General features: G+C 54.9%; 10 protein-coding genes. 6 read left to right on the top strand and 4 right to left on the bottom strand.

Annotation, left to right across the window (positions count from 1 at the left end; genetic code table 11):
* The first annotated feature begins 149 nt into the window (after window positions 1-149).
* From CBB62_09985 to CBB62_09970, 4 genes are read left to right on the top strand one after another with little or no spacing between them, the layout of a single operon-like run.
* Complete coding sequence (locus CBB62_09985; protein OUT40508.1) at window positions 150-1,469, top strand: DNA methylase N-4; 1,320 nt, start codon at window positions 150-152, stop codon at window positions 1,467-1,469.
* Entirely contained in the window at window positions 1,462-2,049 is a 588-nt protein-coding gene (locus CBB62_09980) for a hypothetical protein (GenBank protein OUT40507.1), read from the top strand. The genes CBB62_09985 and CBB62_09980 overlap by 8 nt, the downstream gene beginning before the upstream one ends.
* Window positions 2,042-2,620: a hypothetical protein gene (locus CBB62_09975; GenBank protein ID OUT40506.1), complete on the top strand. Its 579-nt coding sequence runs from the start codon at window positions 2,042-2,044 to the stop codon at window positions 2,618-2,620. Before CBB62_09980 ends, CBB62_09975 begins: the two co-directional genes overlap by 8 nt.
* 42 nt (window positions 2,621-2,662) lie before the next feature.
* The gene (locus CBB62_09970; GenBank protein OUT40505.1) at window positions 2,663-2,956 is read left to right on the top strand and encodes a hypothetical protein; all 294 of its coding nucleotides are present in this window, start codon (window positions 2,663-2,665) and stop codon (window positions 2,954-2,956) included.
* 150 nt (window positions 2,957-3,106) lie between these two features.
* On the opposite strand, the gene CBB62_09965 is transcribed toward CBB62_09970, so the two are convergent.
* From CBB62_09965 to CBB62_09955, 3 genes are read right to left on the bottom strand one after another with little or no spacing between them, the layout of a single operon-like run.
* Complete coding sequence (locus tag CBB62_09965) at window positions 3,107-4,999, bottom strand: hypothetical protein (GenBank protein ID OUT40504.1); 1,893 nt, start codon at window positions 4,997-4,999, stop codon at window positions 3,107-3,109.
* A gap of 42 nt (window positions 5,000-5,041) precedes the next feature.
* On the bottom strand, window positions 5,042-7,750 hold the full coding sequence (locus CBB62_09960) for a hypothetical protein (protein OUT40503.1): 2,709 nt from the start codon (window positions 7,748-7,750) through the stop codon (window positions 5,042-5,044).
* Complete coding sequence (locus CBB62_09955; protein OUT40502.1) at window positions 7,747-8,973, bottom strand: hypothetical protein; 1,227 nt, start codon at window positions 8,971-8,973, stop codon at window positions 7,747-7,749. The genes CBB62_09960 and CBB62_09955 overlap by 4 nt, the downstream gene beginning before the upstream one ends.
* On the opposite strand from CBB62_09955, the gene CBB62_09950 reads away from it, so the two are divergent.
* Window positions 8,926-9,954 (top strand): hypothetical protein, encoded by a 1,029-nt coding sequence (locus CBB62_09950; protein OUT40501.1) that lies wholly within the window; start codon window positions 8,926-8,928, stop codon window positions 9,952-9,954. The genes CBB62_09955 and CBB62_09950 overlap by 48 nt on opposite strands.
* Window positions 9,955-10,007: 53 nt before the next feature.
* The gene (locus CBB62_09945) at window positions 10,008-15,977 is read left to right on the top strand and encodes a hypothetical protein (GenBank protein ID OUT40500.1); all 5,970 of its coding nucleotides are present in this window, start codon (window positions 10,008-10,010) and stop codon (window positions 15,975-15,977) included.
* Between the two features lie 364 nt (window positions 15,978-16,341).
* Here the strand turns inward: CBB62_09945 and CBB62_09940 are convergent, their stop codons facing one another.
* Window positions 16,342-17,241, bottom strand: a complete 900-nt coding sequence (locus CBB62_09940) for a restriction endonuclease (GenBank protein OUT40509.1) — start codon at window positions 17,239-17,241, stop codon at window positions 16,342-16,344.
* Window positions 17,242-17,343 lie beyond the last annotated feature (102 nt).

Genomic DNA, 17,343 nt, shown 5'->3' with positions numbered 1-17,343 from the left:
ACAGCCCGGTCGATTGCCGGGTGATATTCTGCGTTTGCATTATGCAACCAGATATAGTATACAAAATGCAAACGAGCAACTACATATTGCGTTTTAATGCTCTTTGAGGATAGGCTTCGACTCAGTTCTAACAACTGAGACGATTTTGCATGTCCAAATCCAAGCCCAAGTCTAAGTCCGATACCAACGCTGAGCGTGTTCCAGGTCCTGTGGCGGCGGCACTGGCGGTTGCCTATCGTGATCCGGCCAGCCTCAAGCCCCATCCGCGCAATACCCGCACCCATTCCAAAGCGCAGATCGAACAGATCGCACAATCGATCCGCAGCTTTGGCTTTACCAACCCGATCTTGATCGATGAGCAGGATGAGATCATTGCCGGCCACGGCCGGTTGTTGGGTGCCAAGGCTTGCAGTCTGACGCAGGTACCGGTCATTCAGCTTAGTGATCTCTCCGAGGTTCAGAAGCGTGCCTTGCGGATTGCGGATAACAAGATTGCGCTCAATGCCGGCTGGGACCGTGATTTGCTGGTGGCCGAGCTGGGCGAGATCCAGACCATGGATCTGGACTTTGATCTGACCCTGACCGGGTTTGAGACCGGTGAGATCGACGTGCTTCTGGATAGTGTTGGCCAGGATGAGGAGCCGCCAGTCCCGGAGGCGGCTGTAGTGCCGCGTGCGAGGCTGGGTGATGTCTTTGCGCTGGGCGATCATCGCTTGGGCTGTGGTGATGCCCGTGATGCCGGGTTCCTGCAGCAGGTAATGGGGCAGGGGCACCAGATCTCAGCTGCGTTCATGGATCCGCCTTATAATGTGCCGATCAATGGTTTTGTGAATGCCCGTGGTAGGCATCAGGAGTTTGCCATGGCCTCGGGTGAGATGAGTGAAGCTGAGTTCCGAAGCTTCCTGACCGAAACCCTCTCGGTCGCCGCCTCTGTCTCAAAGAATGGGGCAGTTCACTTTGTCTGTATGGATTGGCGCCATATGGATGATCTCAGCCATGTGGGTGACGCGGTCTATGGCGACCTTCTGAACTTGTGTGTCTGGAACAAATCCAATGCCGGGATGGGTTCGCTTTATCGCTCCAAGCATGAGCTGGTGTTTGTGTTCAGGGTTGGTGACAAGCCGCACTTCAATGCGGTTGAGCTGGGCAAGCATGGTCGCCATCGCAGTAATGTCTGGGACTACGCCTCGGTCAATACCTTCCAGAAGAGCCGGGCCGCTGATCTGGCCCTGCATCCGACGGTCAAGCCGATCGCGCTGGTTGAGGATGCGATCAAGGATGTAACCCGGCGGGGTGAACGGGTACTGGATCTGTTTACCGGATCCGGCACGACCTTGCTGGCAGCAGAGCGTGCGGGTCGCCAGTTTGTTGGGCTGGAGATTGATCCGGCTTATGTCGATATCGCAATCGAGCGCTGGGAGCAGATGACGGGCCAGATCGCCAAAAAGCTGGAGCTTGCCGATGCGTGATTTCAGCGACGAGTATATGGGGCCTTGTCCCGAACTTCTGGAGACCGGGTCTGATGATGACGATGACGCTGGTCACAAACCGAGAAAGCGTCGGACCCGCCAATCCAAACAACAGCTTCTGGCGCTGGAGCTATCCCCCATAGAGGTGATGCTGGATGAGCCGATCCAAAAGGCTGATGGCGCTGCGCTCAGCATCGATGATGCGCTGATGTACAAGACGGTGCAGGATGCGCTTGCAGGTAAGCGGACTGCAATCAAGGAGGTTATACACGCCCTGATTGAGCGTGAGGAGCTCAGGGTTGAGCTGCGGGCAAAACATATTAAGCCAGCCCCTCTGCAGATTGTTGTGGAGACAGAGCCGTTCAATGCGTATCGGGCCATGGATGTCCTGGGCATTATGCTTCGGGTGGAAGAGCCGGGGTATGACTATCTCCTTAACAGGCTGGACAGTTGGGTGATTGAGGCGGCAATGGCCCGTCGGCGAACGGCTGGTGCGCTATCAGACACCGGGATGAATGCAGTCCGGTCGGCCGCAATTGACCCGAAACTCCCGGTTATTGAAGCGGAGTACGATGACTGATAGCGGCGCTTCAACCGATAATGGCGCCTATGCCGGTTATGGTGCGCCGCCAGCGCATGGGCGTTTCTGCAAGGGGCAGAGCGGCAACCCGCGCGGTCGCCCCAGGAAGCCGCCATTTGAGTTGCCGTATGATGCTGTATTCAATGCCAGCATTACGGTCATGCAGAACGGGCAGCCAAAGCAGGTGACAGTGGAAGAGGCTTTGATCCTGAAGATCAAGAAAGACGCACTCACTGGCACAGCACGGGCAACAACGGATCTGCGCAAGCTCCTGGCGATCGGGCCCAAGGTCAGGCAGGCCCGTCAGGCGGGTGTCCCTGACAAATTTCATATCCGGACAACGGAGGTGAACAGCATCGGTGAGGCAATAAGCGCGCTGCGGATTGTAAAGAAGCTTGATCCCTACGGGCCGAACTGCCGATACATGCTGGAGCCATGGATTGTGCAGCTGGCACTAAGCCGGTTGGGCGACAGACAGCTATCTGTGGAAGATCAGCAGCAGGTCTATGCCAACACCAGAACCCCGCATAAGGTCGACTGGCCAGACTGGTGGGTTATTAAGCGGGGTTAGGATGGAGAGCTAAGGTTGCAGCTATGACCAAACCAGAATCACATGGTTTGCCAGTTGCGCTCCATAAAGTGGTATATGATTGAGATGGGCAATGAGGCCAGCCAGCAAACTGGCCGGTACCTGAACAACCGGGCGGAGAATGCGCATTTACAATTCCGGCGACGGCAGTGTGCCATGCTCCGGTTCAGGCAGATGAGCTGCCTACAAAAGTTCACCTCAATACACGCCTCTGTTTATAACCATTTTAACCAGGACCGCTCACAGACAACCCGATCTACATACAAGACACTCCGCAACCAAGCCCTCGCAGAATGGCGCCAGCTGCTGGCGGCCTGAAATAGACCTTAAGCGGGAAATCTGAGGCCCGTTGTATTTAGTCCAACAGCAGGATGGCCGAGACCGCCGCAGCCAGGCTCAGTTTATGAAAGCCCAGTACGGCACAACATATTTGGAGTTAAATGTTGAAGAAAACACTGAGGAAACTCGTCATGATAACGGAACGGTTGGTGCAGCGGGCATGGGCGTCGCTTCTTCTTCTGATTCGGACAGAGGTGCGTAGCACGCTTCAACAAGTTCCTTTAAGCGCTCTGGGATATCATCAATCTGCATTGCCTCAAAATGATCTAGCGCAGCTAGCGCCTTTCCAATCTTCTTACCTTGCGATTTTGAAATACCACCCGCGCCTTCAATATCCGGCGATAACATAACGACTTTTCCAATCGGCTTCTGAACCATATCAGATATAGTTTGATTGAGAGCAAATGTCCGTTGCTTTGAGCTGATCTTATCTGGGCACCAATCGTCTGGCACCGGATCGGGCAGAGCGTCTTCATCATGCACAACCACATATGGTAGGGAAAATGCATTCGCGATTGTTATGTAGAGATGAAGGTTGTGCTTTGAGCCACAGTCGATAATCGAAACGTCTAGATCGAAAATCCCCAATTTTTCAGCCAGGTAGGGAATGACGACTTTTTCTGTTTCTCCCTCAACAAAAACAACTCTGCGCGCAAAGAACATCTCCCCTCGATCTGGATTGATCCACTGAGCCATATGAAACTGTTTCTTCTTATCTTCGAAGTCCTCACCTTCAAATAGTTCGGCTGTACATTGCCTGATTTTACTTCCTTGGGCAGGGTCGTCTTTGCTTATAATGACGACCTCCTTATAATATTTTAGGTCTACGAAGTGGGTTGAGTGTGTACACAGGATAACCTGATGTTCAGGTGTATCTGAGATTTCCCTCAACGAAGCAGATAAACGACGCTGGGCATGGGGGTGAAGAAATAACTCCGGCTCCTCCATCGCAAATATCACTGTATCCGATTGCCGCCGTGCGGTGACCTCTTCCCCCTCTGTTGCTTGGCGTTCGACCCGTAGTGCTTCGGCCCAGGACCGAAGCAACGCAAACATCATGGCGCGTTGAAGCCCGTGTCCCTTTCTGTCCGCAGTAGTTCGCACTCCGTCATCCAGGTGGATATCAGTACCGAGCTCAAAGAGCTTCTCTATTTCAGGAGGCGTAACCTCGATATTAACTTTCACACCCCAAGCCGCTAGTTCTTTCTCGATGCCTTTTTCAAGCATTGCGAGTTCGTTGGCGTGCTCGTCATCGCCTTCGCGCTGATTCAACGAAGAAATGACAGTTTCGAGCTGACCTCGCGCTTCGATAAAGCGCTCATCACGCTCGGCCATCTCGCGAACCGCACGATTCATAAGTCTGCCAAAGGTCGTAGTCGTCTTGATCCGGATTTCATCTGTCAGATCGCGAACTGCCGGGATTAGAAAGAACTCTGGAAGCACCCCTCCGCCGACATTCTTTTGACCGAGCAATGGGCCTTTTTCGAGAGTTCTTTCGAACTCCAAATTTCCATCATGTTTTACAATATATTCGTTTTGAGCTTGTTCAATGATAGCTTTTGTAATTCTTCCGCTATCGGGAACTAAATCAGATAAAGGCGTATCATTGACTTTTTCGCGAGATGTGTAGTCACCGGCATTATCAGCTCGAAGCCATTCCTCGTTAGGCTGTTCCAGCCAACCGTTGTACGAGGTTTCAGAGTTGCCATTGATCATCCTGGCTGACTTCCGAATGCATATAGTATCGTCTGACAGAATGTACTTCTTGAATGTGTTCCGCTCTTGGTCGGTTAACTCGGTGAAAGTCATCTCTACCCAGAGTTCATCATTACCGGGCTCACGATGGGCGAAGAAATCCTGATCAACGGGCTTGGAAGAAGTTGTCAGCGCAAACTCCAGCGCGGAAAGGACATTCGATTTTCCGTGATTATTCGGCCCTAGTAACGTCAGTAGAGTGCTGCAATCAATACATATGTGAGATATGCTACGATAGTTGCATATTTCAATTTTAGTAATTCTCATCTTTTCATTCCAAAAATGTCAATAAACATAGGGCGCAACCTGCTAGGCCGATTCCAAATCGGCCCCTGAGTGCGGCTGCAACACAAGTTGGCGTCCGCCAATTCCTTCAAAGAGTTGCTCGCGACATGTAAGCACGATGATCTGGACCTGCTGCCCGACCATGTTGAGGATATCGAACATTCTACCCATTCTTCGATCATCGGAAAACACCAGCACATCATCCAGAACTACAGTTGCAGGTTGGCCTTGCTCGACAAGCATTTCGGCAAAGGCGAGACGAACAAGTACGGCGATTTGTTCCTGCGTTCCCATGCTCAGGTGCTCGAAAGACTCTTCGTAACCGTTCTCACGAACGACCCCCACGATATGCAGGTTTTCGTCAATCGCGATCTCAGCGCCAGGAAACAGCAACTGTAAGTAGGGGCGAACGCGTTTCAGGACCGGCGAGAGGTATCGCTCTTTCGCCTCTTTCTCGGCGGAACGCAGTGTCGATAGCAACAGGGAAAGCACGGCAACCTCGCGCTCGTAGCGTTGACGCTGATCGTCAGCCAGCTCGATCTCGCGTTCTTTCTGCTGAATGGCTTCATCAAGGCCAGCGCCCTCAAGAGCTTCGATGTGCGACTGTAGCCTGACAACCTTCTCTTTCAGGTCAGAGCGCTTGTCACGACGCTCCTGTAGCGCCGTTTCCAACCGTGAAATCCGCGCCTCCAGTTGCGGCAACGTCTCGCCCTCACGCTGCCCTTCAAGCTCCGAGACGTTCTTCTCCTGATCCGCCAGTGCGTTTTGAGAAGTCGTCACACTGGTCTTAAGATCATCATCTGAAACCTGCTCTTCTGCTTCAGCCAGTCCCTTCTTCAATTTATTGAGGCGTTCTTTCCGATCGTCATATCGTGTTTTCACACTTCCCAATTCGGTCTGGACACGGCCCATCTCTTCTTCCGGTCCGCCAAGGGCCGCTCGGACGGTGGACTGGGTGTCCCTGGCTTCCTGCGCACTTTCCTGAGCAGTGGCGAGGGCCTGATCTGCCTCTTTCTCCGATGGCAAGCTCTCGATCCCAAGATCGCTCAGCTCCCGTTCGAGAATGGTCCTCAGGCCCGCAATGTGATCGGCAAGCGGCTCCGCACCGGCCTCGAAGTCATCCGCCTCGGGCGCGTGCAATTCAGCTTGTTGCCGCGCAAGTTCCGCATCACGTAAGAGCTTCTCGCGCTTCGCAAGCTGTTCCTCTGCCGCCTCAACCGATTTGGCTCCGCATTCTTCCAGCGCAGCGTTAAGGGCGTCATTTGCTTCGCGCTGCTGTGCGATGAGTTTGTCTCGATCCTTGATCGCAGGCTGAACAGAAATGCTGCCGAAATCGGGGATGGTGATCGTCGTCCCTTCGACCGCTTCCACCGATGTCTGACCGGCCGCAAGGGCCGCACCATCGACCTCTAGCGTGGACAACCGGTCCGAAGGGATATTGAACGCAACGAGGGTCGCAGCGGCAGAAAGGCGGGAACGCGCGGTTTCCAGTTTTTTAGCGGCATCTCGTATCTTTTCAATATTCTCATCGGAGACGAGAATACCAGCCGCACCTTGTTGGGCAGCCCTCTGCTTCTTTTCAGCCTCGTGTGCTTTCTCGTACCGCTCCTGAAGCTCGCGAATGCGGCCCTCACGTTGAACGGCAGTAAGAACGCGGCGGGCCATCGACACATCCTTATCAGCTTCAGTGACGGCGTCCTCGGCTTTCTTCACATCTTTGCGAAGGCCCTCGACTTGCTTCCTCAATTCCTGATCCGTCTTGCGAACCTCATCGAGTTTCTCCTTTGCTGCCTCAACCGCCTCAGCGTCTGTCGTGATCTGCTCTTTCAGAGCGAGACGCTCGGCAAGGGCCTGTTCGGCTTGTTCCAGATTGCGCTTCTTCAGCTCAACATCAGTTGTCGCGGCTTCAATGCGTGACTCCAGCTTGGCAAGCTCGCTGTGTCGGGTCCGCGCTGCGTCCCGTTCTTCCTTGTCCTTCTGGTCTTGCTCTCCCGACGAAAGCCGCGCGAACGTTTCCTGCGCGGCTTCGAAGTCTTCCAAAGTCCTGGAGAGATCGGTGCGGCGGCTTTGCAGCCCTTCGAGATCGGAACGCAGAGTCTCTACTTCGTCGATTAGCTCCTTGTAATACCCGCGCGGCCTACCGGTGGATGTGACAAACTCGGAGAGCTGTTTATCTACCGCTTCGGGCAAGGCCCTTCCGCGCCTGCCCCCCAGAACCTCACCGACTTCCGACTCCAGTGCGCTGTGAAGGTTTGAGCGCGCGCTGTCAGGAAGATCGGGCGCACCAAAGGACTGGCCTTGCTGAACCCAGAGCACATTCCACATGCCGAGGGTCTCGGGCTTCGCGCCCGTCTTGCCGGGTTCGTCGAACCCGAGAAGATCGCGCAGCGTATTCTCCGCTTCATCGCCCTCCAGCTTTCGTCCGTCCGGGCAGAACAGGTGAGCGTATGGCTTCTTTACGAACCGCTTTCTGATCCGATAAATCCTGTCATCGACCTCGAATGCGAGCTCGACCACAGGTGCAGCCTGGTTCCGGTCGTTTTGTAGCGCTGTAATCGGCTGCGCCTTGGAGCTGTATTTTTCGAACAGCGCGGCGCGTAGCGCATGGAGCAGCGTTGACTTCCCCATTTCGTTAGGGCCGACGACGACGTTCAGGCCGTCGCCTATGTCGTCGAGACACATCGGCGTCGTGAACTTCTTGAACTGATTGACAGCGATGGAGCGAATCTTCATTGGCTCCTCGTCTGCAACTTCATGTGCTCGACGTACAGACGCTGAAGCGCCAGCGCGGCGATCTCGTGTTCGGGATCGCTCATGTCCTCGGCCTTCTGCTTCAGGACATCGGCCGCAGTTCGCACGAAACCGCCCCGGTCGATCTTATCGAGGTCCTCTTTGCTGGGACTCGGGAAGAGCCGCGTATCATCAACCCTCAAATAACCGAAAGCCGCCGAAATCTTATGGATGATCTGTTCCTCAAAATACTGTCGGTCCTTAAGCGAAACCGCGCCTTCTATAATCAGGCGCAAGAGAATACAGTTCAGGTCTTCACCACTTCCGCGCAGGGTCGTCTTAAGCGCATCAATCTCTTCGCGGCTGTTAATCTGCTCGCGCAAAGTCACCCAGCGGTAACGGCCAGTCTTGACCGGTGTTACGATTGGTGTAGCACTAGGGCCCTCCACTTCGACCAGAAGCGCCTGTCCACCGCCCTCGACATCAAATGCATCAGTCTCGTGGGTGCCGCTGTACCATACCCGATTATTGATCTTCTTTTGTCCATGCCAATCGCCGAGGGCCAGATATGAAAGCTTCGCAGAGTTTGGTCTGTCCGGGCTGATATAGTTTGGGATATCCTTATCTACGGAACCGAAGCCGGTGATTGTACCATGCGCGAGACCTATTCGGATGATGCCTTCAGGCGTTTCCGCGTGATCCATAAATGCCGTTGGATCCTGAAGTGTGCGCCTGTACTGTAAAGGTGCAGGAAGAACGGCGAAGCCGTCGCTTTCAAAGACCTTCGGCTCGGGCGTGAGGTGAACTATCACATTGTCCGGCACGCCCCGTCGCATGATTTGATCCCATAGACCGTGCGGGCGATGTGGGTCGTGGTTTCCGGGCATAAGGTGCCAGCTCACCTTTTCGAATTTGCGCATCCGTTCCATCGGCTGATTCAGTGAGCGCGGCGATAAGGCCTCCATGTCGTACACATCACCGGCAACTAGAACATGGCGAACACCGTACTCAACCGCGAGCTCTCCAAGCCTCGTTACCGCAGCGAGCCTCGCCTCCTGAAGCAACCCCATTGTGCCGTCATCGACAAAACGGAAAACTTTACCAATTTGCCAGTCAGATGTGTGTAGTAGTTTATGTCTCATATTATTCCTTATGCCTGAGCCTTTTCGAGTAGTCCCATGACGGCGATCAATTATTTCCAGACCTATTCCAAGCGTGAGAACCATGTCACCAACAACACACTGCTGATGCTCCGCCACGTCTATCAGGCATCACCACGGCTGCTGGAGCGGGTCGTCAATTCAATGCTCGACGGCCAAGCAATTGAGCTGGGTCCACAGTTTGAGCAACAGGTGCGGGGCGCGCATTCTGTACCGGACGCGGTGATCAGCCAAAAACCACTGCATATTTACATCGAAACCAAACATAGCGATGAGTTAGGCGCGGCGCAAATTGACAAGCATATGGAGACCATCGCCACCAAAAATCATGCGGATGACACCGCCATCTTGATCGGCCTGACCGCGCATGCGCTAGACGAGGTCACAAAGGATGAATGGCTCAAGAAAGCGAATGCTAAAAAGATCAAATTTGCCGCGGTTACCTACGGTGAGCTGGTTAATATCCTCCAAGATCAATGCGCAAACGACCCGGCGTTAAGTGATATTTTGGAAGATTACCAAGCCTTCATCGCCGGTGAAGGGCTGTTACCAACCCAATACCGCACCCTGGTCGGCTTGCTCTGTGGCCAATCTTGGCGTGAGAATGTGGACTATGGCGTTTATTTCGAGCCGGCGCACCGCAACCCAAAATGGCGCCAGGCCGAGTTCTTAGGCGTCTATCACCAAAAGAAAATCAGCCATATCGGCCGTCTGGCCACCGCCGCTGTTTGTGTCCAGCGCGATCACGAATTGGTGGTGCAGACCACAGAGTTCGGCAAACTGACAGACGAGCACAAAGACAAGATCAAGGCCGTGATTAAGGCGGCGAACGCGTATTACGATGGATTTGCCGCCGACCCCCATCGCTTTTATGTGGTCGATAACTTTGTGCCGACCAACCTAATGAAAAGATCCCCCGGCGGTATGATGGGCCATCGCTATTTTGATATCCCGGGTTTGGTGAAGAAACAGAAGCTGGATGATATACCTAAAGAGGCAACCGCCGCCTATATCGCCGATTTATTGCAGGGCGAAGGGTTCGAATAATTCTGGCTGCGAACCTTTACTTTCACCGTAAAATACTTGCGCCTAATACATTGATGCGTATGATCTTCTTCTCTTTTGGGGGCTTAGGGGATGGGCTGATGGATGGTTTAGAGCGGCCGGTGCTGGCCTCGAATGATGCGGATGATGCGGTGGATCAAGCGGTGCATCACGAACCAGTGCTTGAGGTGGCGTTAGCGGGCAAAGTCAATTTCGCCTCCGCTCAAAACAAAATTCCTGTCATCCACTCGCTGGCCCTGACCAACCCGACGAATAAGGCCTATACTGGTTTAACCTTACGCCTTGATGCTTATCCGGCAATTTTGCGCCCTAAAAGCTGGTCGATTGAACAGCTATCGCCGGGCCAAAAATTGGTCCTGAAAGACCTAGACCTGCGCCTTGATCTCGAACGGCTCGATGGCTTGGATGAGGCCGAACGCGGCACCCTTACCTTTACCTTACACGGCATGGGTGAGGGCGGCACGAGCGCCACTGGAGCCACCGGTGGGCGTGGCGGTGATGATATAGGGCAAATGGCCGAAGAACCTGACTTGCAAGACGGCACGGATTTATTGGCCAGTTGGATTCATGACATAGATTTGCTGCCCCGCGACCATTGGGGCGGGTTGGCGGCCATGGACCGGTTGCTGGCCGCTTATGTCTCGCCCAATGATCCGGCCATTGCCGGCGTGCTGAAAGAGGCGGCCCGGTTGTTAGAGCGCGAAGGCCATGATGGTTCCATGGACGGCTATCAATCCGGAGATCCGGGACGGGCGTGGATGCTTTCTGGGGCCATTTGGTCAGCGGTCACTGGGCTGGGCCTGACCTATAGCAACCCGCCCGCATCGTTTGAGATTCAAGGCCAGAAAATTCGCCTGCCCGAGCGGGTCACCCGCGAGGGTCTGGCCACCTGTCTGGATACTTCCTTATTCATGGCCGCCGCCTGGGAACAAGCGGGGCTTAACCCGGTTGTGGTGTTCACTGAGGGCCATGCCTTTGTCGGGGTGTGGTTGGTAGATCGTGATTTTGGCACGGTCACCGAACCTGATGTGGTGGCGGTGCGAAAGGCAATCCAAGCGCGGGAATTTTGCGTGGCGGAAACCGTGGCCTTAACCAAAAAACCAGCCATCGGCCTTGACCAAGCTTCCCAGCAAGCAAAACAACAATTGAGCGAGGCGGAAGAGCATAAGTTTCAAGCAGCGATTGATATCAAACGCGCCCGGTCAGCTGGCATCTACCCCCTGGCGAGTCACCGGACGATAGGGCGTCTTGACCCTGATAGCGCGGCGCAAGGCGGTACTGAGGACGACGCGATAACCGCCGCCGCTCTACCGAAGCCCCTACCGCTGGGGGATCTGTCCGATGACCGTGTGGACGCTACCCCAACAACGCCAAAAGGTCGAATTGAGCAATGGCAAGGTAAGCTCTTAGACCTCACCTTAAGAAGCCGCCTACTCAATTATCGGGACACCAAGCAAACCCTGCCATGCTTGGTGCCCGATGTGGGTACTTTTGAGGATGATTTGCACAACGGCATCAGCTTTAAGGTCTACCCGATCAAGGATGAGGATCCCATTGGCGAGCGTCAGGTGTCATCGGCTGAACGTAAGGACATTTATGGTCGGGTGATCGACAACGCCTATGCCCAAAAACAAATCAGTGTCGATCTGACCAAAAAGGATGCTGATAACCGCCTGCTGTCCCTGTATCGCAAGGCGAAGAGCGATATGCAGGAAGGCGGCACCAATACCCTGTTCCTGGCGGCGGGGTTTTTACGCTGGCAACGGGATGGGGACCCCAAAACCTATCGCGCGCCCTTGCTGTTGATCCCGGTGAAATTGAGCCGCGCCTCGGCGCTGTCGAATTTCCGGCTTGCCCATCATGAGGATGAGACCCGGTTTAACGCAACCTTGTTGCAACTTCTGAAACGCGATTTTGCGATTGATCTGCCATCTCTTGAGGGCGATTTGCCCGAAGATGAGAGCGGGGTTGATATCCCCCTGGTGTTTGAGTTGATGCGCCGCGCGGTACGAGACGTGCCCGGTTTTGAGGTGGTTGAGGAAACCGCCATTTCGACCTTTTCCTTTGCTAAATATCTGATGTGGAAGGATTTGGTCGACCGTACCGATCAATTGCGCACCAATCGCTTGGTCTCCTATCTGCTCGATAACCCAGACCGGCCGTTTTCCAGCGGTGTTCGTGAACCGATAGAGCCCGATGCTCTGGACCGGAAAAAAGCGCCTGAGCAATTGATCACCCCCTTNCCCGCCGACAGCTCGCAGCTGGCCGCCGTGGTTGCCGCCGAACAAGGCCAGGACTTCGTGTTAATCGGGCCGCCGGGAACGGGCAAAAGCCAGACGATTGCCAACATGATCTGTCAGCTATTGGCCAACAAAAAGACCGTCTTGTTTGTGGCGGAAAAAGCTGCGGCTCTTGATGTGGTGAAACGCCGCCTAGACGATCACGGGGTCGGCGATGCTGTGCTTGAGCTTCATTCCAACAAAACCGACCGTAAGCGGGTGATCGAGAAGCTAGGCCGGGCTTGGGATCGGTCGGCACAATACACCGAGAAAGAATGGGTCAATATCAATGAAGGTCTGCGCCTCAAACGTGATGAGCTGAATACCTATGTTCAAGCCATTCACGCCAAAGGCACTCAAGGTATCTCAATCTACGAGGCCCTAGGCTGGATTGCCAAGAAGCCCCAAGGCCTGACAATCGAATTCCACAAGCACAACAAAGACTTGCATGATCAGAAGAGTTTTACCGCGCTGCTTGATCTGGCGGATGATCTGCAACGCGCGTTCACGGCAACCGGTGATGCGCCGCCGCTCATCGTGATCGGTGCTGCCGATTGGTCCTTTGGCTGGCAAGATGTGATCATTAGTGCCGCCCATGACCTGAACGCGGCCACCGCGCGGCTGCGGGACTGCAAAGAGGCGCTGACCACTGCCCTTGGTTTGGCACCGGGTGACGCGTTAGACGCGGGCTATGCGGCGTTGTTCACGGCCTTGGCCGAACGGCTCAAACCGACGGCACTCGATGTGCGTGCCGTGCCTGATCGCCCGGCGGCGGACCTTGAGCAAGACGGTGAGGCGTTGCAAAAGCAGCTGGACCGCTTGGCCAAATATCAAGGAAAGCTGGTGGCCCATTACGATGAGGCGGAGATTGAACGGATACCGCTCGATGATTTGGACGCCGATTGGCGGCGGGCCAGCACGGCCATCTGGCCGCTTTCTTTCTTCAAACGCCGCCAGCTGCGCAAACTGCTCACGACCTATGCGGCACAGGGTGTGGCTGACCCGGATTGTGATCTGCGCGCCCTGCGGACAATCCGTGAGTGTTTAGCGGCGCTGCGCGATAACCCCGTGGCAAGCCTTGCGGGTGATGCTCGTGATGGCAAGGCCGCGATGGCGTTGATTACCCAGGCGATCACGACCCGCGACACAATCCAGAAAATAGCCCCCCATGTCACCGACGCGGTAGCCTGGGAGGCCGCCCAAAACGGGCTGATGCAAGGCCAGGGCCAGAACTTACAAGATGTGTTTGACGCGTGGCAATCAGCCTCTGATGCCTATCAACAAGCTGCAATCGCGTTCACCGATAAGGGCGGCGTGATCCCGGATAATCTGACCGCGCCCGATTTGATGGCGGCTTTAGATCACGTGGCGGCCGCGAAAACCCAGCTTCAGCACTGGGTCAATTGGCGCAGCGTTGAGAACAAAGCGCTCGCAAAGGGGCTGGGGCCGCTCATCGATGCGCTCAAGGCCGATCAGATAAATCTTGCGGATGAGCATGGCTTACGCACCGCCTTGCGTGAGGCTTACGCGCGCTGGTGGTTACCAAAGGCGATGGATAGCCATCAATGCCTGCGGCAGTTCACCTTGCTCGGTCATGAATACACTATCCGGGCATTCCGTGAGTTGGATCGTAAGGCATCAAAACAGGCGCCTCAGGAGCTTATGCGGCGCATCCACCACTCCCTGCCGGGTGCCAATACACCGATACCCTCGGGCTCAGAGCTGGGTCAGCTGAAAAAACTGCGCGGTCAGACGCGCCCACGTAAGACAATCCGATCCTTGCTCGCGGATATGCCGACAACCTTCTCAAAACTTACCCCTTGTGTGTTGATGTCACCCCTGTCGATTGCCCAGTATCTACCAGCTGGCCAGGCCGCGTTTGATGTGGTGATTTTCGATGAGGCGTCGCAGATCACCACCTGGGATGCGGTGGGCGCTATTGCGCGGGCCAAGCAATCGATCATTGTCGGCGATCCCAAGCAAATGCCACCGACTAATAATTTTGGTCGGGCAGCGGATGATGACGATGATGACGACGGTGATAGTGGCGTACCGAAGGATATGCCGTCGATCTTGGAAGAGGTGAAAAACTGTATCCCAAGCCGTCAGCTGGATTGGCATTACCGCAGCCGTGATGAAGCGCTGATCGCGTTCTCAAACAGCCAATATTACAACGACCGATTGGTCACTTTCCCGGCGCCAGCGACCGGCAGTGAGGCGGTGCAATTCCATAAGGTCGAGGGCATTTATGCCCGGGGTGAGGGGCGTAAGAACCCGATTGAGGCGAAGGCGGTCGTGGCGATGATTAAGACGCGGCTGATTGAGTGGCTGGCCCTTGAGGAGAAAGACCGCCCAACCCTGGGGGTGGTGACGTTTAATGCTGAACAACAGGGCCTGATCCAGGATTTGTTGGATGATATGCGGCGCGCGAATACGGCGTTTGAATGGTTCTTTGCTGAGGATCGGCAAGAGCCTCTGATGGTGAAGAACCTCGAGAATATTCAGGGTGATGAGCGTGATGTAATGCTGTTTTCCATCACTTTCGGGCCGACCTCGACCGGCACGCTATCGATGAATTTCGGCCCCATGAACCAAGAGGGGGGTGAGAAGCGCTTAAATGTGGCCGTTACCCGTGCCCGCCAAGAATTGCACGTCTTCTCCTCGATCTTACCCGATGATATCGACCTCTCCCGCACCAAAGCCATGGGGGTTCAGCACCTAAAGGCGTTCTTGGATTACGCGGCGCGTGGTGCTGAGGCGCTTAAGGCGGCGGATCAAGGATCACTTGGCCCGGCGGAAAATCCGTTTGAAGAGGCGGTAGCCGAGGCGTTGCGCCAAAAGGGCTGGGAGGTCCGTACCCAGATCGGCGTCTCGAAATTCCGTATTGATCTCGGCATCGTCAATCCCGAGCGTGCCGGCGCTTACCTGGCAGGGATTGAATGTGATGGTGCGACCTACCACAGTGCCGCCACCGCCCGCGACCGGGATAAAGTCCGGCAAGCCGTTTTGGAGGGGCTCGGCTGGCATATCTTGCGGGTCTGGTCGACCGATTGGTTCCGCGATGCGGCCACGGTTGTTGAGCGTTTGGATCAAGCGCTGAATGATCGTCTTACGATGTTTCGGCAGGAGCGTGAGGCCGAAGCCGTAGCCGCCGATCAAGCAGCTGAAGAGGCTGAACTGGAAGTCGATGCCGGGCCATCAGCGTCAGATATCAAGCCAAGTGCCGCGCTAGACCGCATGATAAATCCTGATCGTGCTCAAATTCCAGCTCAAGCTCCAGATCCCGAACGGTTCTACAACGACGACTATTTACCAGTATTGCGCGCGATGATCGATGAGGTCTTGGTGGCCCACGCACCGTTACCGATAAACTCGCTTGCTGCCCAAATTGCCCGCCGCCATGGCTGGCAACGAACCGGCAAACAGATCAACACCCGTGTTCAGGAGGCAGCCGCGCATACCGATCAGTGCGATGAAACTGGCAAAGTCTTTGTCTGGCCGCAAGGTGGCTTTACCGAGCGTACGCCATATCGCGGTCTGGAGAACCGATGGATCCAAGAGGTGTCCCGTACGGAGATCGCATCGGTACTGGATGATTGTGCCGCCGATATCGCTCAGTCCGAAGACCCCATCCTAACCCTAGCCCGCACCCTAGGCATCGCCCGATTAAGCGACAAAGCACGCCGCTACCTCGGCGAGGTTTACGAATGGTATCTGGGCGATTAGCTAACTCAGTATAATGGCTATGCGTCGGCTGGTGATTTTCCATAATGGAAAATTATTGAATTTACAAATCTAAGACACGATGGGCACTGTCAGAAGAAACAGCGGGATTTGCTGGCATGCTCCACGCCAGGCAATCGATAAGGCAGGCGAGCCCTATATCGGCCTATCCACACCGCGCGCGGCGACCGGTTCGGCAACGGCCACGCCGTGCGCAACCTGTTTGAGACCTATCTCCGCCGCCAGGCCAAACGGCTGGCAGTTGCATCCAAGAAGCTGACCCGCGCTCAGCTGAGAATGCTCTCGGTCAAGGATGTGCCGGAAGCTGCAGTAGGTCCAGTGAACGACTAAGAAAAAGGGGGGGGGGCTAATGCTTGAAACAATTTTCTCGGTGCCAAGCAACAAACTCGCGCCTCGGCCGGTTGGCAGGACGGTCTGGAGCCATAAGCTTACCGGACGAGTTGACGATAGCCTTTACGGCATCAGGATCATTACTCTGTCTGGATACGAGTATATCCAAATCGTCGGATAGCCCAATCAATCCTCGATCAAACATCCAATGTGCAGTGCCGGATAGTGCGAGCCCGTTGCTCACAATGTCTGGGCCGTCATGCTCCACTGGTTTTATGTGAGCGGCCTCGGCCTCTGCACGTCCGCCGCCATTTATAATTCGTAGCCCTGTTATTGCGCATCGTTCACCGTAGGCGCGGAGCACGTTTTTTCGAAAGTTCCGGTCACGAACAGCACGGTTCGTTAACTGGCTTATCCGTTGACGGGCGGGCAGATGTTGAAATGGTGCATGCGCTTCTTGCAAACCACTGACCGGCACGCTTTGATCAGTTCGTGGTAGGATATCGTCATCCTTTCCGAGACCGCGTTCAACGATCCGTGCAAAGTCTTCTGGAGATAGCACTCTTACAGCTGCCTGAGCACGGCCCGATATCTTTCCATCATCATTCAAAAGGCCCTGCTCTATGATGTCGTCAGCATCGCGAAACGGTACCGGGTCGCCAAAGTCTAGATATGACCCAGGTTCGATGACAGCTAGATGCATGTCAGCGTTTCGCGGGTCGGCAATGATCTCTTGCACTTTGGCCACGGCGAAATAACCTTTCGTGCCCCTCACTTTTGAAGGTTCAAGATAAACAATCCAATCGCCCTCACACTGCTGCGCACGTGTGAGGTACTGTTTCGGAAACTGATATCTTTCCGAAGGGACATCATCGTAGATTGAGTCTGTTCGATGAATGAAAACACCAAAAGTCATGCGCTTCAGAATGCCCATAAATTAAGCGAGAGCCAACTTGAAAGCTTCCGATTAAGAGGCTCTGTCAGAAGAAGCTGCCTCCTCGGGCGAGCGGTGGACCAT

The organism is Micavibrio sp. TMED2 (assembly GCA_002168225.1).
Taxonomy (GTDB): Bacteria; Pseudomonadota; Alphaproteobacteria; order TMED2; family TMED2; genus TMED2.
The sequence above is the reverse complement of the archived record's forward strand: the minus strand, read 5'-3'. Positions and strand labels throughout refer to the sequence as shown.

Bases quoted from the DNA above. Each gene is read 5' to 3' on its own strand.
- CBB62_09965 (OUT40504.1), bottom strand. From the start codon at position 4,999: ATGAGAATTACTAAAATTGAAATATGCAACTATCGTAGCATATCTCAC.
- CBB62_09975 (OUT40506.1), top strand. From the start codon at position 2,042: ATGACTGATAGCGGCGCTTCAACCGATAATGGCGCCTATGCCGGTTAT.
- CBB62_09980 (OUT40507.1), top strand. From the start codon at position 1,462: ATGCGTGATTTCAGCGACGAGTATATGGGGCCTTGTCCCGAACTTCTG.
- CBB62_09955 (OUT40502.1), bottom strand. From the start codon at position 8,973: ATGGTTCTCACGCTTGGAATAGGTCTGGAAATAATTGATCGCCGTCAT.
- CBB62_09940 (OUT40509.1), bottom strand. From the start codon at position 17,241: ATGACTTTTGGTGTTTTCATTCATCGAACAGACTCAATCTACGATGAT.
- CBB62_09950 (OUT40501.1), top strand. From the start codon at position 8,926: ATGACGGCGATCAATTATTTCCAGACCTATTCCAAGCGTGAGAACCAT.
- CBB62_09960 (OUT40503.1), bottom strand. From the start codon at position 7,750: ATGAAGATTCGCTCCATCGCTGTCAATCAGTTCAAGAAGTTCACGACG.
- CBB62_09970 (OUT40505.1), top strand. From the start codon at position 2,663: ATGGTTTGCCAGTTGCGCTCCATAAAGTGGTATATGATTGAGATGGGC.
- CBB62_09985 (OUT40508.1), top strand. From the start codon at position 150: ATGTCCAAATCCAAGCCCAAGTCTAAGTCCGATACCAACGCTGAGCGT.